The organism is Gracilibacillus sp. YIM 98692, from assembly GCF_010993965.1.
Classification (GTDB): Bacteria; Bacillota; Bacilli; order Bacillales; family Amphibacillaceae; genus Gracilibacillus.
In genome coordinates this window covers 42,970-63,067 of record NZ_WIXM01000020.1, presented here as the reverse complement: position 1 = coordinate 63,067, position 20,098 = coordinate 42,970, and the positions used below count along the sequence as shown (strand labels likewise).

Sequence of the window (20,098 nt, the reverse complement as noted above, 5' to 3'; positions counted from 1 at the left end):
CCCCGGAAAGCGAGTGTTTTTCCGCAGCGTCGATTACGCACTCATCGAGACAAGCGGAGGAAAACTTAACCAAAGTTACTGCGCAGTTTATGGATTATGTGCACTATTTTTATGCTTTCCTAACGTGCAAGCTCTCAACGAACGTACTTCCCAAAAAACGCCTGATATAAGCACAAATACCACGGAGAGTCTTGTTCTCCGTGGTATTCCGCAACGAAAGAAAACCTTGATAAAGTATTAATAAGCTTATTTTGTGCCTTGTGTGGTCATGGATCTTGCGACTGATATCATTTCCTGTTTCGTTAGTTGATCGCTTGCTAAGTAGTAGTTGACACCGTTTTGCGTCCATTCTATAGAGTTATTAGAAAGTGCTCCCATTGTGGAGCTTAAATGGACTGGCTCCCCATTAACCTGCTCTGGTGATTGTGCACTTGTTGGATAGGCACTAACCGTCTCTTGAATCACGGTAAAGCTTTTATCTCCTTCATAGGACAACATGATACGTTTCCCATTTTCCAGATCTTTTTGATTTTCTTCTACTAATTCTGCTCCAAATGTCTCAGCAGGATATTGAACGGTTAATTGCTGCGGTAAATCTTCCTGCGCCATTACTGGTACACCAAATATACTACTTGTCATATTTTTTTCCATTTCAAACGTATCATCAGGTAACTCTGGATCTATTTCAAAAGAAGAAAACTCCACTTCAACTAAAGTATTCTTATCTTGATCTAAGACTTTTACTAAAACAGGTGCATATGTTTTCTTATCAAAATAAATAGACTGATATGGTAAATTACTGTTGCTTTCATAGCTTGTTTTTGTTTCGAATACATAATAGTTTTCGGTTGTTGTGAAGGTTGCATCTTGGTCATCTAACAGATCTTGTACTAATGATTGGAATAAATATGGCTGACTGTTATTGTCTGGCCAATCACTTTGGAATTTAAAGCTTTTGTTGAGAGCAGGTGTTAAAACGAAGACTCCTTCATCATTTCGTAAAATAATTTGACTTCCTTCTTCGTCATTTTCATTTTTAAGTAAAACACGGTAAAAATCTTTTTTCTTATGTGCTACCTCAATTCGATATAATTGATCTTCTTTTCCTGTTTTCAATGTCATCATTGCTTGCATTTGATAACTGCTCATATCCTCGGCCATGCTTTCAAGCTTTTGCACCACATCTTCTTTTGATTTCTCCCCACAAGCAGCAAGTACCGTAATTAACAATATACCTATTATCCATTTTGTATATTTTTTCATCGCGACAACTCTCCTTTGTCTCAAATAAGAGGACAAAGGGAACACGATCACGCGCTAAGAAAATGTACGAAATACATGCGAAATTCCTTCTATCACATCAGAAGCAAGCATATCTCTCTCCGTATGCTTTCCTCTTTTCACTAGCAACTCTGCAGACTTACCATGAACAAAACAGCCATTATTCAATGCCGTCGAAACATTGTCATGCTGCATGACCATCGTTAACAAAATGCCAGACAAAACATCTCCAGTGCCACCTTTGGCTAGTCCTGTATTGCCCTTATCACAAATCGATTGCCTTCCATCAGGTGTGGTTATAATGGTGTATTTCCCCTTCAAAATCAGATAAACTTGATATTCGGCTGCAAATTCCCTCGAAATAGTAAAAGGGGCTTTTTTGATGTCAGATACAGAATAACCAGTTAACATGGCTAATTCACCATAATGTGGAGTTAATATAATCGTTTTATGGGATGGTTTCCATTCTTCTAACATATTAGAAATATGGTAAAGCCCATCAGCATCGATAATTACAGGCTTGTCAATTTTCCGCACAAACTTTTTAATAAAATCACTAGATCGCTGACTTCTTCCCATTCCCATTCCAATCGCTACTGCATCATATGTTTCCTTTGTTAAATGACCACCTGTAATCTTACCATCTTCATCGCTTAATATATGATACGTTGCTTCTGTACATTGATTGGCTATGATGGGAATCAATTCCTTTATTGTTGCTATGGTTAATAGTCCTGCACCTGATCGTAACGCAGCGTTAGCAGTTAATGTGATGGAGCCAGGCATTGTCAGCTGTCCGCCAATTACTAACCCCCGCCCATGTGAACCTTTATGAGAGAAAATGTCTCTTTGAGGCAGTGTTCTTTTCACATCGTGATCATCCCATCGTTTTACTCTACCTATTTCTAAAAAAGCTTCAATCGGTATCCCAATGGACACAACTTGCCAATCACCGTAATAAGAATTTGTTGGTTCTATAAAAACAGTTTGCTTCGGTGCTTCCACGATATAAGTTTGATCTGCTGCTATTGCAGCATCTACCTCTACTTGATCATTTGCAGGCAACCCGCTAGGTATATCAACAGCGATGATGCGAAGATTACTCTGATTAACGACTTCTATTATACTTCTAATCGGTTCACGTAAGGATCCGGTAATCCCAATACCTAGCATTGCATCAATCACAAGTTCATGATCCATTAGTTTTTGTTCCAGCTCGTTCGCATCTAGAACCAGCTCCACCCTCACACCTATTCCTTGTAATAGATGCTTGTGAATCTTTGCATCTCCTCGTATCTTTTCATCCTTCACTACTTGGAACACACTAATAGGATACCCAGCTTCTTTTAAAAATCTAGCAATAACAAAACCATCTCCACCATTATTTCCGCCACCTATTAATATAGCGATTCGTTGATTCAAAGTGACACTTTTGATCAGCCGATCGGCAATTTGTCTACCGGCATTCTCCATTAATCGTTCCCCTGATATTCCCCCTTTTTCCATTGCATATTGATCGATTTCGTACATTTCTTCCGCGGTTACGATGTACATCTTGTTCCCTCCTACCCGCACTAAAATAGTATGAGACAAACCTTCCTAATATGCAGAATCCGTTTCAATTATTACTTGTGCAACAGCATATGTATCACTATGCGAAATAGATACCCAAACTTTTTCCTCTGCTAACCTATCTATGTCCACCACTGGTGCTCCAGCTTCTGTTTTTAACACTTCAATTTCTTGAAAAGATACTGGTCCTATACCAGTACCATATGCTTTAGAAAATGCTTCCTTGGCTGCGAAACGCCCTGCTAAAAATTCGACCTTTCTTTTAGGGGTTTCCATTTGTTCATATAATAATTGCTCCCGTTGAGATAAAATACGACTGAGAAATCTCGGCTGTTTTTGCAATATTTGTTCTATGCGATTTAACTCCACAATATCAATGCCAATTCCTATTATCATATACTCCATCCTTATGTCATCCATTATATTGCTAAGTATATCGCACCTAGGCACCTTTTGCATGTAGAGATGTTTCTCACATACAATAGAAGCATAACCCTTCATTTTATGGTAAAATTGTGATAAAGAAAGACTTCCATCAGTGGGGGGGGTTCTTCATCTCCCACTGATGGTTAGCGAAACTTAAGGTGCTAGCGTCCGTTATCCCTACTTATCCTTCTTTCACTATTTTAAGTCTTAATGTGGGGGGCTTACGGAAGATTGTTCACCGTGATAAAATACATAAAGGAGTTAGCTTATGTTTATAAGAACAGAAAGCTTTAAAGATTTCCTCCATTTTTATCCGATTGTTTCTATTATCATCGGATTGCAAATTGGTTTATGGCTGATTAGTTGGATAGTTCCTCCTATTGGTGAGATCATTTACGATTATGGTGTCGGGATGAACCTTAAAATAAGCACGGGGGAATACTGGAGATTTATAACACCGATTTTCCTGCACAGTCAACATGGAACCGGACATATCTTATTTAACTCCTTTGCCCTCGTTTTATTTGCGCCTGCACTTGAGCAAATGCTAGGGAAAGCTAAATTTATCTCGACTTATCTATTTACTGGTGTAATTGCTAATATTCTGACATACATCGCTGAACCTAGTCCATTCTACACTCATGTTGGAGCATCAGGTGCTATTTTCGGTCTGTTTGGTCTGTACTTATTTATGATTCTGTTTGAAAAAAGGTTAATCGATCCACAAAACGCAAAATTGGTTACTATCATTATTGTCATTAGTTTAATCATGACTTTCATCCGCCCAGGTATTAATATTGCCGGACATTTATTTGGTTTTATTGGCGGGTTTGCATTAGGCCCTCTTCTGTTAAAAAATGTTCAGCCCTTCTCGCCATGGCGTAATCAAAGAAGAACAAAAGAGAGTAATGATATTGGTTTTGATCCGAACAGGTGGAATAAAAAAAGATATCGAATCAAACCATATATTCGCCCCATTATTATCAGCATCTTCGTTATATTAGTTATATTAGGATTATTATCTTCCTTGTTATAATAGCAACCGAAAGGAGCAGCATTACATATGGCAGCAGCTTGGATTTTTACCATAGCATCTGTGATAGCAGGAATCGGTATACTTTTTGCATTTAAACGACTAATGCGAGGACTAAGCTATCGCATCAAACGAAACGAATTCAATCAGCAAGGCCTTCAAAAAGACCAAACTCGTTACTTTATTCAAGTAGCATTGATTGAAGCAATCCCCATCTTTCTTGTTGTCCTTGGTTTTACTTTCATGGAAGAAGAGACAATACAAGTTACAAGTGCTATCATCCCTATTCTAATCATTCTTGCCGTTATAGCTTATAGTTCGGCTCAAATATGGATGACTAAACAAGAACTGATGTCTGAAGTGGATGAGTTGTCAAAAACAGAGAAGGGATATGTGAATTCCCTCTCGTTTATCGGTTTCGTCACTATTCTGACCATTCCATTACTATCGATTGTAGTCATCACGATTATATAAAGAAAACTTGTCGATGGACGAGCCTTTGGCGAAGTCAGAGACGTAGTTGCCCTTATCTATATTCCTAAAATTGTCCACTACTTCGAGATAACTTCCTTGCTGACAATTTATACTTTCTTTCCTATACGGTAAAGAAAACTTGTCGATGGACGAGCCTTTGGGCGAAGTCAGAGACGTAGTTGCCCTTATCTATATTCCTAATCGTGGGATCTACGTCGAATTCACTTCATGTGTAACATGATATAAATTCTGATATGGTAAAAAACCCTGTTGCAATGAGTTCGCAACAGGGTTTTTTTACTTAGGAACGTTTTCCTTTTGGCCTTTTATTCTGGAATTTGCGGTTTCTTCCACCTTGTTTTCCTTTTCGACCAAATCCTCGTTTATTATCTTTTCTAAATTTTGTATTTTTATTTTTTGTTGCTTGCTTTACGCTGACAGGCTGTACAGAAGTTAACGTAACTGGCGTCTGCCTGCGCTCTTTCGTTAATAATTTTAACGCTGCCGATACAACTGTGACAGAATCATAATTATCTAATAATTCACTAGCTGCCTCGCGGTAATCTTTCAAGTCTTTCTTTTCAACCGTTTTAGAAAGCTTTTTCATCGATAGCTGCTGCTGACCTTTTTTAGCATCGTCATAGCTAGGCGGGGTCATGCGTGTCATCTTACTTTTTGTTACCTTTTCAATAAGGTGAAGATGCGGTACTTCTCTTGGGGTAATAAAAGAAATAGCCTCTCCCATTTTGCCAGCACGACCTGTACGACCGATACGGTGAACGTAGCTTTCCGGATCTTGTGGTATATCAAAGTTGTAAACATGTGTCACACCAGATATATCTAAACCACGAGCTGCTACATCTGTCGCTACTAAAATTTCAATACGGCCAAATTTAAATTTCTTTAAGACAGATGTTCGTTTTCCTTGAGTTAAGTCGCCATGTATCCCTTCTGCGCGAAATCCTCTTGCTTGTAACCCTTCTGTTAATTCATCCACACGCTTCTTAGTACGGCCAAATACAATGGCTAATTCTGGTACATGGACATCTAACAAATTGGTTAAAGTATCAAACTTTTGCTTTTCATTCACTTCAACAAAATATTGATCAATATTGGATACCGTCATCTCTTTTGCTTTTACTTTTACTTCTTCTGGCTGCTTCATTAAAGTAGACGCAATATTACGTATCTCCTTAGGCATTGTTGCAGAAAACAATAAGGTTTGCCTATCTTCTGGGATCGCCTTTAAGATATCACGAATATCATCGATAAAACCCATGTTAAGCATTTCATCTGCTTCGTCCAAAACAGCTGTTTGGACATCATCTACTCGTATCGTACGGCGTCTTAAATGATCTAATAAACGCCCTGGTGTAGCCACAACGATGTGTGGACGGTCTTTAAGTGCTCTAATTTGTCGTTCCATATGCTGCCCGCCATAAACAGGAAGTGTTCGAACACCCTTAAATTTACCTAGTTTGTGCAACTCTTCAGACACTTGAATCGCTAATTCACGAGTTGGAGCTACAACCAAACCTTGGATTTTACGAGTATCTTTATTTATTTTCTCGATCATCGGAATACCAAAGGCAGCTGTTTTACCAGTCCCTGTTTGAGCTTGACCAATAACATCCTTACCTTCGACTCCTAATGGGATTGTTTCTGCTTGAATTGGCGTTGCCTCTTCAAACCCCATTTTTTCTAATGCTTTCATTATCGACGCTGAAATATTTAATTGATTAAACTTTGTCACTATCTTTTTCTACTCCTTTTTTCTTTCAAAATCTCATCTCTTATCATTTATTTTTCTCATTATAATCAGTTTATCCAATATAGCTATATAAAATAAAGGGAAAGGCCCTTTTTCTTCATAAAAATTAATTTAAATTACATGTAAAATATTGACTATTCCTAATGTGCAAAGAAAAAAGCCTTCCTCCACAGTTGGAAGAGGCTTATAAATGACCACTCAATGGATTATTTCATCATAACACACTCTCAATCAAAATTCCATATAATTTTTTCCATGCATGCATATTCTTACACGTTTTGATTATGATTCATGCAAATTACTGATATACTATACTTAAATTCAGCTAGAGAGTAGGTGAGCGCATGAAAGATAGACTGATCTATCCTTATATCGCCATTATGATTGGAGTACTTTCTGTTTCTACTGCTGCTATTTTCGTCAAGCTGGCAGAAAGCGCACCTGCTGCTATCATCGCCAATTACCGACTATTGATTGCAGCTGTCTTGATGCTCCCATATGTATTATTTATGAAACGAACAGAATTGTTACGGTTAGATAAAAAGGAATGGATATTCACGATATTTGCAGGTGTTAGTTTAGCTGTTCATTTCATCGTATGGTTTGAATCTTTCAACTATACATCTGTCGCTAGCTCTGTAGTTATTGTCACCTTGCAGCCTATATTCGCTTTTTTAGGGACTTACTTATTCTTCAAGGAAAGATTCTCTGCTGGAACCATCATCAGCATGTTCATCGCTATTTTTGGCAGTATTATAATCGCCTGGGGAGATTTTCAATTAGCGGGAAATGCTATATATGGAGATGTTTTAGCCTTACTTGGAGCTATTTTTATCACGATATACTTTTTATTCGGTCAACAAGTCCGCAAAAAAATGTCTGCTATCAGTTACACATGTGTGGCTTATAGTGTAGGCGCCTTTATTTTAATCGTGTACAACCTGTTGTTAAAACATCCATTTACAGGCTATGATACGAATCATTGGTTATTTTTCATAGGGATTGCTATTATCCCTACTATTTTAGGGCTTAATTTGTTAAATTGGTCCTTAAAATGGGTCAGTGCTTCTGTTATTTCAATAGGAATTGTATTTGAACCTGTTGGTGCATCCATATTAGCTTATTTTATATTAGATGAAGGTATTACGTGGACTCAATGGTTAGGCGGAATGATTGTACTGTCCGGTTTATTACTATTTATAGCCAGCACAAGACGTAAACGCAAAATGAAAATTACGATCACAAATTAGGCAACGACATTCCCTGATCTCAACTTCAGGAATAGGTCGTTGCTTTTCTTAATAAAAAATGATATACCGACTGAATGACGATATCTTTATCTTCTCCTAAGCAAATTAAATGTTTGGAATCATGAAAATATATAATCTCTGCATCTACTGGAATTTCTTTGTCTAAATAGTGTACAGATTTATATGGAACCATGCCGTCCTGTATGCCTTGTGCAATAAAAACAGGACAATGGATTTGCTTTAGGTAAGGTTTTGTAAATTTCATACATTTCAAAAATTCTAAATTAGCAGAAAGTGGGACAGAACCGTACTTCCCTTTATAATGATTGAATAACGGATCCTCTTTCAATTGTTTTTTTATGGCTTTTTTACCAAAGTCAAGAATATCTATGCTCATTTGTGAGATGCTTATAAATTTTCTAGAAGTAGACAATAATACGAGTTTTTCGCATGGGTACGACGCTGCTAAATAAGCGGCAATCATCCCCCCCATTGAAAATCCGATAATATAAATAACATCGTGTTTTTCTTTCAACTGTAAATAAGCATCCTCTGCCGTAGAAATCCAATCCGTATAAGAAACATCACCTAAATCTAATGCTTTACCATCATCCCCTAACCCATGACCTGGTAAACGGGGTGACATAACTTCCCAATCGGTTTGTTCTTTTAAATATGTAGCTAGGGGCTCGACTTCATAAGGACCACCGGTGTAACCATGGATAAGAAGACAAGCAGTCATACACACTCTTCCTTTCACTCTTTCTTATAATTCACTTACTCTTGTTGCTTTTTCTCACAGCAGTTGTAACCGGGCATTACTTTAGAAAAAAAGCGCTTAGATACCGCTCCGGAAATACACTTCACTTTCCGCGGGTAGCACTTCAGCTTCCTCTTCAGCAAAGTACGCTCACCACGAGGGATCTTCAGCCGTTGCTTTCCCGAAGGATTCCCTTGTATATTTCCTCTGCTAGTGAGAGGTAAGAATCATGATCATATGTTAACTTGTAAAAACAAGATCCTTGCCGATGCGGGACAAGGATTTTTTCAAAATATAATAAAACACATTTATTTTTGGAAAGCTTTTAGAAAACTACCGACGTTCTTAAAGATTGGTGACACTTGATTATAGGTACTAGCAAGTTGGTTGACGGTTTGAAACACCTTGTCAAAATCCATCTCACCATTCTTATCTTGAAAGTAGTGAACAAATGGATTCGGCTGTTTCCCCATTGGTACTTGGGGAAAAGACGTATCTTGCTGAATAGGCATTAAAGGTTTTTGGTAATATTGATAAGGTGTTACAGGTCCTTGCATTTGGTTTACAGGCTGATTTTGAATGAAAGACGGATTGACTTGTTGTTCATACATAGGCATATGATATGGATACGGAACTTTTCTATACATATTATCCATTCTTATCCCTCCATTTTCGCACATCTTTTCTAGTTTTAGCCTATGCGAAAAATGGAATTTCGTTCACGCTTTATAAACCAAGAACTTCTTTTAATTTATTTCTTTGAAATCCCAGTAAACGACAATGTTTACTCACGATAACAGCTGGCGTCAAGTACAGTCCGTTTTCCTGTAACTTCTCTAAATTATCTCTATTTTCTGATGTATTAATTAAATGAAATGGTACGTTATACTCTTCTAAAAAAGTTACCAATTGATTGCATTCTTGACAGCCGTCACTTACAAAAACTTGTATTGGTTTCCCATTCATCGGTGATCCTCCTAGCTGCATGATCATTTCATGCAAACTATTCCCCTCACCAATTTCTGCTAAACCTTTGTTTATTTTCCCGAAGAATTATCTGCATATGTACCAAGTCTTTTCAAGAACTCAATCGTTTGTATCTTCTCTTCTGTTTCTAACCCTGCGGTTATAGCTTCTATTTGCTTCCAATGTTCTGGAAAAATCTGATTCAATAAATCTTTTCCTTCTTGTGTAATGGAAGCATATGTTATGCGACGGTCATTGGGACATGGATTCCTTTTCACATATCCCTTTTTCTCCAGTTTATCTACAACATATGTAATACTTCCACTCGCTAATAAAATACGATCTCCTATTTTTTGCAGCGGCTGTTCTCCTCTATGATAAAGCAGCTCTAAAACACCAAAGTCCGTTGTATTAAGACCATGACTTCTAATATCTTTGGCAACTTGATCTGCTACCGATCGATAGGCTTTGGATAATACAACAAAAAGCTTCAGGGAAGGGTCCTGCTTTTTCTCATAATATATTTCTTTTTCCTCTTCCATCCCTTTCATCCTCTCAACTTCAAGATACTTTATATGTCATGCTTACAGTTAACCTTCACCGTCAAGGGTGGCTAAATACAATTTTAACTTATGTTTTTATTTTTTTGTTCATTTGTATATCTAAGATAACATAAAACGAAGCGATGTACACCGTAATTTGTGCAAATATCTTCCAATCGCATGAGCCAAACATAAATAAATGTAATTAACAAAACGAAACTAAACCTTTAACACCCCAATATTATATACGCAGAAAAAAGAAAAAAGGTTTCTAAAATAAAGAAAACTTGTCGATTGACGAGCCTTTGGCGAAGTCAGAGACGTAGTTGCACTTATCTATATTCCTAGAATTGTCCACTACGTCGAAATTGCTTCCTTGCTGACAATTTATACTTTCCTATAAAAAAAAGAAGCAAGAAAAGTTGTATTTCTTGCTTCTTAACTCATTACTTCTTTCATTTTTCTTGCAACTTCTTGTGGATTCTCTGATTTTGTAATAGCACTGCCCACAATGATGATATCAGGATCCTCTTTCGCAATTTCAGGAAGCGTATCTAAATGGACTCCACCAGCTACGGAAGTTTCGAAATGATATCCTTTCACTAAAGAGAATAAGTCGGTGTTAAAGCTACCTTCTTGTTGTTTGTCTTTACCAACGTGCAGACTCACAAGGTCTACATTTAAATCTTGTAATTGTGCAATTTTATCGCTTGAATCGACTTCCAACAAATCAATCATAATACGCTTTTCATATTCTTCTGCTACCTTCAAAGTATCCTTAATGGTTAAACTAGAAGAAAAAGCCATTACAGTAACAATATCTGCACCTGCATCAAAGGCTTGTTTTGCTTCATGCTTACCTGCATCACAAGTCTTCATATCTGCTAAAATTTCTTTGTTGGGGTACAGTTCTCGTAATTCACGTACAATGGACATGCCATATTCTTTAATAACTCCTGTTCCAACTTCCACGATATCTATAAACTCTTCTGTTTCCTTTACAATCCGAATACACTCTTCTCGTGGCAGCCTGTCTAAAGCTAATTGTAATTTCATCAAAAAACCCCTTTACCTTTCTATTACATCTATCTCACCAAGACGCCCTTGCACATCTTCATAATAAGGAAGCCCTTCATTATCTCCAATGACTCCTACTACCATAGAACCTATCGTGTTGGCAAAATCAAGTGTTCTTTCTAGTGACCAATCATGTAAAATCCCATAAAGGAAACCTGCATTAAAACCATCTCCAGCTCCTACTGTATCCACTACCTTTGGAGCTTTTACTGGCCCAGCTTCTATATATTCGCCGTTATGATAACCAACAGATCCATTCTCTCCTTGTTTAATTGCTATATAGGAAATCTCTAATTCTTTCAAAGCACCTACGATTGCTTTTGGTTCTTTTTCTCCGATAATGATTTCCATTTCTTCGTCGCCAGCAAGCAAAATATCCACATGAGGAAGTATCTTGGATAATGTATCCCTTGCTGCTGCCTTCGACCACATGCGTAAACGAATATTCGGATCAAAGGAAATTTTAACATCGTGTTTTTTAGCTAAAGAAATAGCTTGATCGAATATTTCTATATTTTTGGGATCAATAGCCGGAAAGATTCCTGTCAAATGTAACACTTTGGCTTGTTTAAAATAGTCTTCATTCAAATCAGCCGGTGTCATTGCTAAGATAGGAGACTTATCACGATAGTAAAACGTCCTCACATTTCCATCTTCCATAATCTCTTTAAAATTCAGAGAAGTAGGATAATGATCCACTAGCTGAACCTGTGACACATCAATTCCTTCCCCACGAGCAAAATTTTTAATATACTTTCCAAATTCATCATTTCCTAAAGTGCTAATATAACCAGATGATAGTCCAAGGCGGGAACAACCTATTGCTAGATTCAACTCTGCTCCTCCTATTTTTTTATCAAAACTATTTACAAATTTCATAGGACCTGTTGAACTAGGGTTAAAGGCAATCATTGCTTCCCCAATAGTAATCACATCATACATTTTCGCTCCTCCTCTGCTTGTCTTGATGATGTCTGAAAATCAGCCTTTCGTTAAGACCATATTTCTATCTTACCGTTACGTCCCTCTATGACTTTATCAGCCATATCAATAAAGAAACCTGTTTCCACGACACCAACAAGTAATTTCAATTTCTCATGTAAAGCTTTTGGATCCATAATGTTATGAAACGTACAATCCAAAATATAATTTCCATTATCCGAAATAAATACGTCTTTTCCTTTTTTTCGTAATGTTGGAACACATCCAAATAAAGCAATCTGTTTCGCTGTTATATTCCATCCGAACGGGAGTACTTCAATGGGAAGAGGGAAAGTGCCCAACTGTTGGACGACTTTTGATTCATCCACAATAATAATTAGCTTTTCTGCCATAGTATCCACTATTTTCTCCCTTACCAAAGAACCTCCTCCACCTTTAAGGAGCTGTAACTGAGGGTCTACCTCATCGGCACCATCTATAGCAAGATCAATATGCTCTACTTCTGTAAAATCCGTTAGAGGGATTCCTAATTCCCTTGCCAAACACTCCGTCTTAATGGAGGATGGGATCCCCCTTATCGTTAATCCTTCCTTTTCTATCCGATCTGCTAATCTTTTAAGCATCCAATTTACTGTAGATCCTGAACCTAGCCCGATGGTCATCCCATCTTTGATTTCGTTGACCGCCTCTTCTCCAGCTATTTTTTTGTTATAATCCATATGATTGGTAACTCCTTCTTTTATCTCATCAGTCCATCCAAACCATTAAAATAATGTCGGGTTTATCAACTTCGGAACATAAAAAGCAACATCAGGGAAAAATGCAATAAACATTAATACGATAATGACAATAATGATATACGGTAATACAGCTCTAAAGGATCTTTCAATGGAAAGCTCCCCAATTTTAGCGGCAAGTAATAAGCATAGCCCATATGGCGGTGTCACAAGGCCTATAGCTAACGTAATAATGACAATTAAACCAAGATGTATTGGATCAATGCCAAACTGTAATGCAGTTGGTAAAATAACAGGAACAAATAATATCATTGCTGGAATCGCATCCATAAATGTTCCAACAAAAAGAAAGAATGCAATAATGATTAGTATAAAAATGGCTTTGGAACCAATGCTGTTGGTAAAAAATTCTTGAGCTAGAGTCCCTAATTGGTAATAACTCATTAGCTCACCTAATGCACTTGCTGTAGCTAATGCAAATAGGGATAGTGAGCTTAACGCTAACGTATCGACAATTATTTTCGGTAAGTCTTTTAACTTTAAAGTTTTATAGAAAAACATGCTGATGAATAACGTATATAAGGACGCTATTGCTGCAGCTTCAGTTGCTGTAAATATCCCTGAAACAATGCCCCCAATAATAATCAGGACCGTCAGTAAGGCAGGCAGACTTTCCATGAATAATTTGAATATTTTAACAAATTCTACTCTTGCTGATTTAGGGTATTTTCTCTTTACAGCAATAATATACGTAAAAATCATCATACTTAATCCAATTAAAACTCCTGGCACAATTCCGCCAAGGAACAATGCACCGACAGATGCATTCGCAATACCAGCGAAAATAATCATTGGAATACTCGGTGGTATAACCACCCCTACGGTAGAGGATGCTGCGGTTACTCCTACCGCTGTTTCTTTGTCATAGCCTTTTTTAATCATGCTTGGAATAAGGATTTTTCCAACGCCTGCCGTGTCTGCTTGTGAAGCACCAGAAACACCAGCAAACATCATAGACACTAGAATGTTTGAATGTGCTAATCCTCCACGTATTGGCCCGACAATGGCTAACGCTAGATCAACTAATTTAACTGAAATTTTTCCAGAGTTCATTAAGTTAGCAGCTAAGATGAATAATGGAACTGCTAATAATACAAATGAATCTAACCCATTTAACATCTTCATCGGAACCGTCATTTCAGGAATGTATGGAATGTTCATAATTCCTAACAATGCTACTATACCGATGACAAATGCAATAGGCACACCGATAAACAGTAAGACAATAAATAATCCTATTAGTAGAAAGCCCATTATCCACTTACCTCCCTTAATGATTTTACGTGCTGAATCACATGTGATATTAAATAAACAACCATCGTACCTGCCATAATCGGAACCGCAATCCACACATACCCCATTTTCATCTCTGGAAGTGACACCCAATTATAATTCCAAAAACGCTGTACAGTCAGGATACCAAAATAGAATATGGTAATATTAAATAGAATAAGCATTGTATCTATGATTAAGGAAAGCATTATTCGTAATTTCCCTTTTAATTTTCTTTGTAAAAGGTCAAAGGTGAAATGCTCTTTTCGATTAACCATTACAGACGCACCCATAAAAACTGCCCATATAAAAGAATAATTCGCTACTTCTTCTGTCCAAATAACTGAAATTCCTAGTTGACGTGTAGTAATTTGAATCAAAATGACAGCAAAGAATAGCGCCAAAAATATGGCACCTGCTGCTAATTGGATTTTTTCTAGTGTTTGAATAAGCTTTTTCATGCTGTCCCTCCTCTTAACAAAATTTCACAAACGACACCTCCTAACATCACATACAGTACATGAAACCTATAACTTAACTAGGAAGTAATTAGGCTAATCATTTTGCAAGTGGCTTATTTTAGTTGGAAGGAGTTGTCCTAAAAGTCAACTTACTCTACACACAACTGGAATATACTTTCCGCTTGCTCCTTGCGAGCTAAACCTCACAGTTGTGTCTCTTAATCTCGCTTTCCCACAGCAATGTCGTATATTCCAGTTGATGAAACTGTTAACTCATCCACGTTCTTGAATTATGAACTTCTTTATTCCATCTCTCTAATTTGCTGCAGAAGATCTTCTGCTCCCATTTCTTTTGCTGCTTCATCTTGAATAGGTTTTGCTAAATCAATGAATGGCTGTCTGTCAATTTCATTCACTTCTGCCCCATCATCTAACGCTTTTTGCTTATATTCTTCTTCCTGCGTATATAGTGCTTCTCTCTCTGCTTGCACAGACTCTTCAGCAGCTTTCAAAATAATTTCTTTTTGCTCATCTGAGTAGGAATCAAACGTGTTGCCATTCACTAATAGCAATCTCGTTGTATAATCATGGCCTGTTTCCGTAATATACTTGCCATTTTCAGTCGTGTGGTGATTTTGCTGCACAAAGTATGGATATGCATTTTCAGCAGAATCTACAACACCTTGCTGCAGCCCTTGATATAATTCACCCCATGCTACAGATGTTGGAACCGCTCCAGTTTGCTTCCAGTAATTCGCTACAACTCCTGATGTTTGCGTTCTCAATGTTAAACCCTTTAAATCATCCATGGATTGAAGTGGTTTTTTACCATAATAGTGTCTTACACCAGCTGTCCAATAGCCGACAATCTTAAAATCATTATTTGATTTTTCATTAATAATTTCTGCTACTTGCTGACCAATTTCACCGTCCACCACATTTTCCCAATGATCATAACTACTAAATAAATATGGCAGTGCAAATAAATCTACTTCTTTAATTCCTGTTTGTGTCATAAATCCTGGGGAAACAAGGACAACATCCGCTCCACCTGTTTGCAATTTCTCAACAAGCTCTGATTCACTTGTACCAATTGTTCCGGCGTGTACCTCTACTTCAATAGCCCCGTCAGATTCCTCTTCTGCTACTTCTTTAAACTTCACTAATCCATCTTGATATGGGTTTTCTGTTGATGTTTGATTGTGTGCAGCAATCAATTTAATACTATCTACTGAATCACCATTTTCTCCATTCGCACTGTTATTTCCACAACCCGCTATAATAGTTGTCATTGCAACTAATAATAAAAATGCAATCCTTTTCATTTTAAACGCCCCTTTTTTATTAATTATGATAAATTCAATTCCTTTTGCATTGTAACAAAACGACTTGCCTGTAATGCTAGATTGTCATAGTCTTCCCTTGTGTGAAGCTTCGATACATTTACTAAGTTACTTCCAATACCCACAGCTTTACTTCCATGAGCAATAAATTCATTCATATTATCTAACGTAACACCACCTGTTGCCATTAATGGAATATGGGGTAATGGACCGTGAACATTTTTCATATACTTTGGACCAAATGCATCTGCCGGAAATACCTTCACCATGCCAGCTCCATGTTCGTAAGCAGTTACAATTTCTGTCGGTGTTAAGGCACCAGGTATATTTAAAACGCCATATCGATTTGTCAGTTTTAAAGTTTCTGTATTTAAGGTAGGGGAAACAATAAACTCTGCCCCAGCCATAATAACTGCTCTTGCTGTTTCTGGATCTAAAACAGTTCCAGCTCCAATGCCAATTTTCCCGCCATACTCCGCAACTGCTTTCTCGATTAGATTGGTAATGCGGGGAGTTTCAGCAGTTATTTCAACAGCTTTAACCCCACCTTCATCCAATGCTTTTAATATAGGAATTATATTGTTTTCATCTGCTTTTCGAATAATGGCGACAACTTTGTGCTCACTAATTGTTTGAATAAGTGACATTACTAACATCCATCCTATTCTAAATTTGCATGTTTTTTATTTAAGCTTGATTCATCTTCTATTTCTTGACTTTGCAAAAGATAAACGATTACAGCATCTAGCAATAAATGTGCTGATTGATCAAATTGACTTCCCAACGGTTGAATAGTATCTGGTTCATGTGGCAGTCGCTTTTTCGTTGCTGCTGGAATCTGAACATGACAATCACTAATCTTTCCGATTCCCGAGTCTTTATTTGTTGTGACTAGAGCGACTGCTGCTCCCACACTCTTAGCTTGTTTTGCATAATACTTTAACGTTTCCGTGCTTCCAGAACCAGAAATAACAAGTAAAATATCCTCTGCTTCAATACTAGGTGTAATGGTCTCTCCTACCACATAAACATGATAGTTACTATGCATTAAACGCATCGCAAATACTTTCCCTACTAACCCAGAACGTCCAGTACCGGCTATAAATATTCGCTTTCTTCCTTTTAACTCATTAGCTAATTGCTTCAACTCATCGGCATTGATTCTTTTCAATACCTCACTGATTTCATTTGCAATGGTTTCGGTTACCTGTTTCATTTGCATCACCTCTATATTACGTTTTCAAAACTGTATGAACCATTTCTACTAAACCGATTTACTAAACCGGTATAGTAAAAGTATAAAATACCTGTAAGCGTTTTACAAGGCTTTTTTTTTAATATAACCTGTATATTTATGGGAATGCTTTTCATTTACATCATATCACTGTATTATTGTTTAATTCCTTGGAAGAATCCCTGATGATAAGCTCACAAGGAAACGTCAACTCATGATTTTCTATCTCTTCTTTATTAATTTGTTTTAATAATAATTCAGAAGCCTTTTCTCCCATGTGATAAGATGGTTGAGCAATAGTTGTCACAGGTGGATGAACCAAATGTGCAAAAGGAATATTATCAAAAACTGCCAACGCGAAGTCTTTACCGACTTTCAGCTTGTGTTCCTTGGCAAATTCTAATACCTCTAAAAACACAAGGTCATTTCCTGCTAAAATAGCTGATGGCGGATCATCTAACGCAAATAGTTCTTCTAGTTCTTTTTTTATCTTCTTAATATTTGCGCTAATCATGAATGGTTGGCGTATTTCTATTCCATTATCTTGCAGCGCTTTTTTATAACCTTCTTGTCGTTCCACCCTAGTGGAAATTGTTAAAGGTTCTGTAGCAATAGCAATCTGCTTATGGCCATTTTCCATAAAATGCTCGATTGTAGTTTTCGTTGCTTCTATATTATTAGAAACAACGGATGGAGCTATTAAATCAGGTACTTTTCGATCCATAAACACAATCGGATACCCTTCCTTCATCATCCTTTTATACAGATCAAAATTTTCACCAGTTGGAAAAATGATCAGTCCATCCACTTGTTTAGCACGAAGCATCTCAATATATTTCTTTTCTTTCTCCGGATCATTATCTGCGTTACATACGATGGTATGAATATCATGTTTGTTAAAAAAGTCCTCAATAGAGCGACTCACTTCTGTCGAGAAACGGTGCATGATATTCGCTACAATGATTCCAACCGTTGATGTACGCTTTTGCTTTAAGCTTCTGGCAAGATAATTGGGTTGATAATGAAGCTCCTCAATGGCAGCTTCTATTCTCTTTCTTGTATCTTCACGCATATACTCGTACCGTTTATTTAAAAATTGTGAGACTGTACTTTTAGATACGCCTGCTTTTTTGGCTACATCTGCCATTGTTATTTTCCCCATAACATCTACCTCTTCATTTCGATAATCTTAGGATGATTTGTGCCATGTAAATGTGACATTTGCATAGATTCTACATTCATAATTGTAATTCTTCATGTTGTATTTGAGCCATATACTTGTTTATTCCGTTCAAATCCATCGGAAATTCCAACGCTTTCATTATATTAACCGGAAAACGACGAAGAATTCGTGTCCATTCCGCATCCTCCTTATTGGGAAGCGGTACAGTAATAAGTTCATCCTCTTGTTTCTCCACATGTTTAAAATGGAGATAACAGACATGACCTGCTAATTGTTCCAATGCGTTTTCTACATCTTGATTTGTATAATACCAGTTTCCGGTATCAAATGTCATGTTAACAGGAATTTGTTGATGAGTAGCTTGTGTAAAAAAGGATGCTAGTTTTTCTATATTGCCACCATACATCGTTTGGTCATTTTCCACCAGGAGTTGAACACTATGATAAGACTTCAGAAATTCTTTCAATGGTAGAAAATCAGAAGTATTCTTTTTATAATGCCCTAGTGAGACTTTTACCCAATTTGCTCCTAATTGCTTTGCCTCTAAAAAAACTTGTTGCAATGCTTCTTTATCAAACGTTCCATTCTCAAGCCAAAGCTCAATTGGTGCCGAATAAACAATAAACAAATTGTACTTTTCCGTTTCACTTCGAATCTCTTTTAGCGGGAAACGACCTTCTGGGAATAACTCTCTGCGAATTTCTACCCCATATGCTCCCGATTTAGCAACATGTTCCACAAACCAAGCCTGACCTCTACGCTTTACTGTGTCATAAGGAAAGGAGTTTAATGGAATAATAACACCACTCATAAGAACCCCCCCTTCATACATAAACCGATTTACTAAACCGATTTATAAATAATATAACATCCATGTAAGCGCTATTCAAGAGAAAATCCATATTATTATAAGATCTAATTTTTGGTAAAACATCCAATTAAGAAAAACCAGGCAAAACCCGCCCGGTCCTGAATGATTTTTCTAATATGCATACATTTCATAGTTGAAAAAAAACTGCAACATAAGCCTTAAAAAAGCTCTGAATACCGCTCCAGAAAGCGAGTGTTTTGCAGCAGCGACGATTTAGCACTCTTCTTTAAACGAGTGGGAGGAAAATATTTATAAGTTATTGAGTAGTCTATGGATATTACGAACAAATTTTATACTTTCTGTTATGATAAAGAAAACTCGTTGATTGACGAGCCTATGGCGAAGTTAGAAATGTAGTTGCTCTTATCTATCTTCCTAATCGTGGTATCTACGTCGAATTCACTTGATCTGTAACATGATATAAATTCTGATATGCTAAAAAAGAGCTGTCTAGAAATGACAGCTCACCTTTCGTCCTCTTTATTTCTTAATGCTTAGCCTAACTGTTCTTTTAAAAATTCTAATACATCGTCCGGTGTTTTCGTATAGGCACTATGACGGTGTGCAATTTTCTCACCATTTTGGAAGATCAAAAGACTTGGAATACCCATTACTTCATACTTCTCTGCTAAACCTTGGACTTCATCACTATTTACTTGATACCATTCATGTTGGTTATATTGCTCCATAATATCACCGATAAACATATCCATACGTTTACAATCAGGGCACCAATCCGCAAAAAATTTAATAATGACTGGGTCCTCTGATGCAATCACTTCATTAAATTGATCTACCGATTCAATTGCTTTCATGGCAAAAACTCCTTCTCGTTGTTCTTCA

General features: G+C 37.0%; 23 protein-coding genes. 4 read left to right on the top strand and 19 right to left on the bottom strand.

What is annotated here, in order from left to right; all coding sequences use genetic code 11:
* On the top strand, positions 1-241 hold a 241-nt coding region (locus GHD00_RS20945; protein WP_205600773.1), incomplete at its 5' end, for a hypothetical protein.
* Positions 242-246: 5 nt separating this feature from the next.
* Here the strand turns inward: GHD00_RS20945 and GHD00_RS14920 are convergent.
* From GHD00_RS14920 to acpS, 3 genes are read right to left on the bottom strand one after another with little or no spacing between them, the layout of a single operon-like run.
* A complete protein-coding gene (locus GHD00_RS14920) occupies positions 247-1,263 on the bottom strand; it encodes a LolA family protein (RefSeq protein WP_163538961.1) in 1,017 nt (338 codons plus the stop codon).
* A gap of 54 nt (positions 1,264-1,317) precedes the next feature.
* The gene (locus GHD00_RS14915) at positions 1,318-2,835 is read right to left on the bottom strand and encodes an NAD(P)H-hydrate dehydratase (protein WP_163538960.1); all 1,518 of its coding nucleotides are present in this window, start codon (positions 2,833-2,835) and stop codon (positions 1,318-1,320) included.
* A gap of 45 nt (positions 2,836-2,880) precedes the next feature.
* Positions 2,881-3,249: a holo-ACP synthase gene (gene acpS / locus GHD00_RS14910; RefSeq protein WP_163538959.1), complete on the bottom strand. Its 369-nt coding sequence runs from the start codon at positions 3,247-3,249 to the stop codon at positions 2,881-2,883.
* Positions 3,250-3,547: 298 nt separating this feature from the next.
* Here acpS and GHD00_RS14905 point away from each other — a divergent pair, with 298 nt between their 5' ends.
* Together GHD00_RS14905 and GHD00_RS14900 are read left to right on the top strand one after the other, a co-directional pair.
* Positions 3,548-4,315, top strand: a complete 768-nt coding sequence (locus GHD00_RS14905) for a rhomboid family intramembrane serine protease (RefSeq protein WP_163538958.1) — start codon at positions 3,548-3,550, stop codon at positions 4,313-4,315.
* A gap of 27 nt (positions 4,316-4,342) precedes the next feature.
* Positions 4,343-4,786, top strand: a complete 444-nt coding sequence (locus GHD00_RS14900) for a F0F1 ATP synthase subunit C (RefSeq protein WP_163538957.1) — start codon at positions 4,343-4,345, stop codon at positions 4,784-4,786.
* Between the two features lie 301 nt (positions 4,787-5,087).
* Here the strand turns inward: GHD00_RS14900 and cshA are convergent, their stop codons facing one another.
* Positions 5,088-6,539, bottom strand: a complete 1,452-nt coding sequence (gene cshA, locus GHD00_RS14895) for a degradosome RNA helicase CshA (protein ID WP_163538956.1) — start codon at positions 6,537-6,539, stop codon at positions 5,088-5,090.
* 362 nt (positions 6,540-6,901) lie between these two features.
* Between cshA and GHD00_RS14890 the strand changes: the two genes are divergently transcribed.
* Positions 6,902-7,807 (top strand): DMT family transporter, encoded by a 906-nt coding sequence (locus GHD00_RS14890; protein ID WP_163538955.1) that lies wholly within the window; start codon positions 6,902-6,904, stop codon positions 7,805-7,807.
* A 25-nt stretch (positions 7,808-7,832) separates the two neighbouring features.
* Here GHD00_RS14890 and GHD00_RS14885 read toward each other — a convergent pair whose 3' ends face one another.
* The 15 genes from GHD00_RS14885 to GHD00_RS14815 form a co-directional block, all read right to left on the bottom strand.
* Positions 7,833-8,549, bottom strand: coding sequence for an alpha/beta hydrolase (locus GHD00_RS14885; RefSeq protein WP_163538954.1), 717 nt, complete (start codon positions 8,547-8,549; stop codon positions 7,833-7,835).
* A 326-nt stretch (positions 8,550-8,875) separates the two neighbouring features.
* The gene (locus GHD00_RS14880; RefSeq protein WP_163538953.1) at positions 8,876-9,223 is read right to left on the bottom strand and encodes a YppG family protein; all 348 of its coding nucleotides are present in this window, start codon (positions 9,221-9,223) and stop codon (positions 8,876-8,878) included.
* A gap of 70 nt (positions 9,224-9,293) precedes the next feature.
* Positions 9,294-9,533: a glutaredoxin family protein gene (locus GHD00_RS14875; protein WP_163538952.1), complete on the bottom strand. Its 240-nt coding sequence runs from the start codon at positions 9,531-9,533 to the stop codon at positions 9,294-9,296.
* Positions 9,534-9,604: 71 nt separating this feature from the next.
* Positions 9,605-10,075 (bottom strand): MarR family winged helix-turn-helix transcriptional regulator, encoded by a 471-nt coding sequence (locus tag GHD00_RS14870; RefSeq protein WP_163538951.1) that lies wholly within the window; start codon positions 10,073-10,075, stop codon positions 9,605-9,607.
* A 438-nt stretch (positions 10,076-10,513) separates the two neighbouring features.
* Positions 10,514-11,131 carry a 3-hexulose-6-phosphate synthase gene (gene hxlA / locus GHD00_RS14865; protein ID WP_163538950.1) on the bottom strand — a complete coding sequence of 206 codons (618 nt, stop codon included), beginning with the start codon at positions 11,129-11,131 and terminating at the stop codon, positions 10,514-10,516.
* Positions 11,132-11,143: 12 nt separating this feature from the next.
* Positions 11,144-12,094, bottom strand: a complete 951-nt coding sequence (locus GHD00_RS14860; protein ID WP_163538949.1) for a sugar kinase — start codon at positions 12,092-12,094, stop codon at positions 11,144-11,146.
* 50 nt (positions 12,095-12,144) lie between these two features.
* Positions 12,145-12,813, bottom strand: coding sequence for a ribose 5-phosphate isomerase A (gene rpiA, locus GHD00_RS14855; RefSeq protein WP_163538948.1), 669 nt, complete (start codon positions 12,811-12,813; stop codon positions 12,145-12,147).
* A 45-nt stretch (positions 12,814-12,858) separates the two neighbouring features.
* On the bottom strand, positions 12,859-14,145 hold the full coding sequence (locus tag GHD00_RS14850) for a TRAP transporter large permease (RefSeq protein ID WP_163538947.1): 1,287 nt from the start codon (positions 14,143-14,145) through the stop codon (positions 12,859-12,861).
* On the bottom strand, positions 14,145-14,624 hold the full coding sequence (locus GHD00_RS14845; protein WP_163538946.1) for a TRAP transporter small permease: 480 nt from the start codon (positions 14,622-14,624) through the stop codon (positions 14,145-14,147). Before GHD00_RS14845 ends, GHD00_RS14850 begins: the two co-directional genes overlap by 1 nt.
* A 302-nt stretch (positions 14,625-14,926) precedes the next feature.
* Positions 14,927-15,949 (bottom strand): TRAP transporter substrate-binding protein, encoded by a 1,023-nt coding sequence (locus tag GHD00_RS14840; protein ID WP_163538945.1) that lies wholly within the window; start codon positions 15,947-15,949, stop codon positions 14,927-14,929.
* 23 nt (positions 15,950-15,972) lie between these two features.
* Positions 15,973-16,614, bottom strand: coding sequence for a bifunctional 4-hydroxy-2-oxoglutarate aldolase/2-dehydro-3-deoxy-phosphogluconate aldolase (locus GHD00_RS14835; protein WP_163538944.1), 642 nt, complete (start codon positions 16,612-16,614; stop codon positions 15,973-15,975).
* A gap of 14 nt (positions 16,615-16,628) precedes the next feature.
* Positions 16,629-17,183, bottom strand: coding sequence for a 6-phospho-3-hexuloisomerase (gene hxlB, locus GHD00_RS14830; protein ID WP_163538943.1), 555 nt, complete (start codon positions 17,181-17,183; stop codon positions 16,629-16,631).
* Between the two features lie 160 nt (positions 17,184-17,343).
* Positions 17,344-18,363: a LacI family DNA-binding transcriptional regulator gene (locus GHD00_RS14825; RefSeq protein WP_163538942.1), complete on the bottom strand. Its 1,020-nt coding sequence runs from the start codon at positions 18,361-18,363 to the stop codon at positions 17,344-17,346.
* 76 nt (positions 18,364-18,439) lie between these two features.
* Entirely contained in the window at positions 18,440-19,195 is a 756-nt protein-coding gene (locus GHD00_RS14820) for a sugar phosphate isomerase/epimerase family protein (RefSeq protein ID WP_163538941.1), read from the bottom strand.
* A 554-nt stretch (positions 19,196-19,749) separates the two neighbouring features.
* The gene (locus tag GHD00_RS14815) at positions 19,750-20,070 is read right to left on the bottom strand and encodes a thioredoxin family protein (RefSeq protein ID WP_163538940.1); all 321 of its coding nucleotides are present in this window, start codon (positions 20,068-20,070) and stop codon (positions 19,750-19,752) included.
* Positions 20,071-20,098 lie beyond the last annotated feature (28 nt).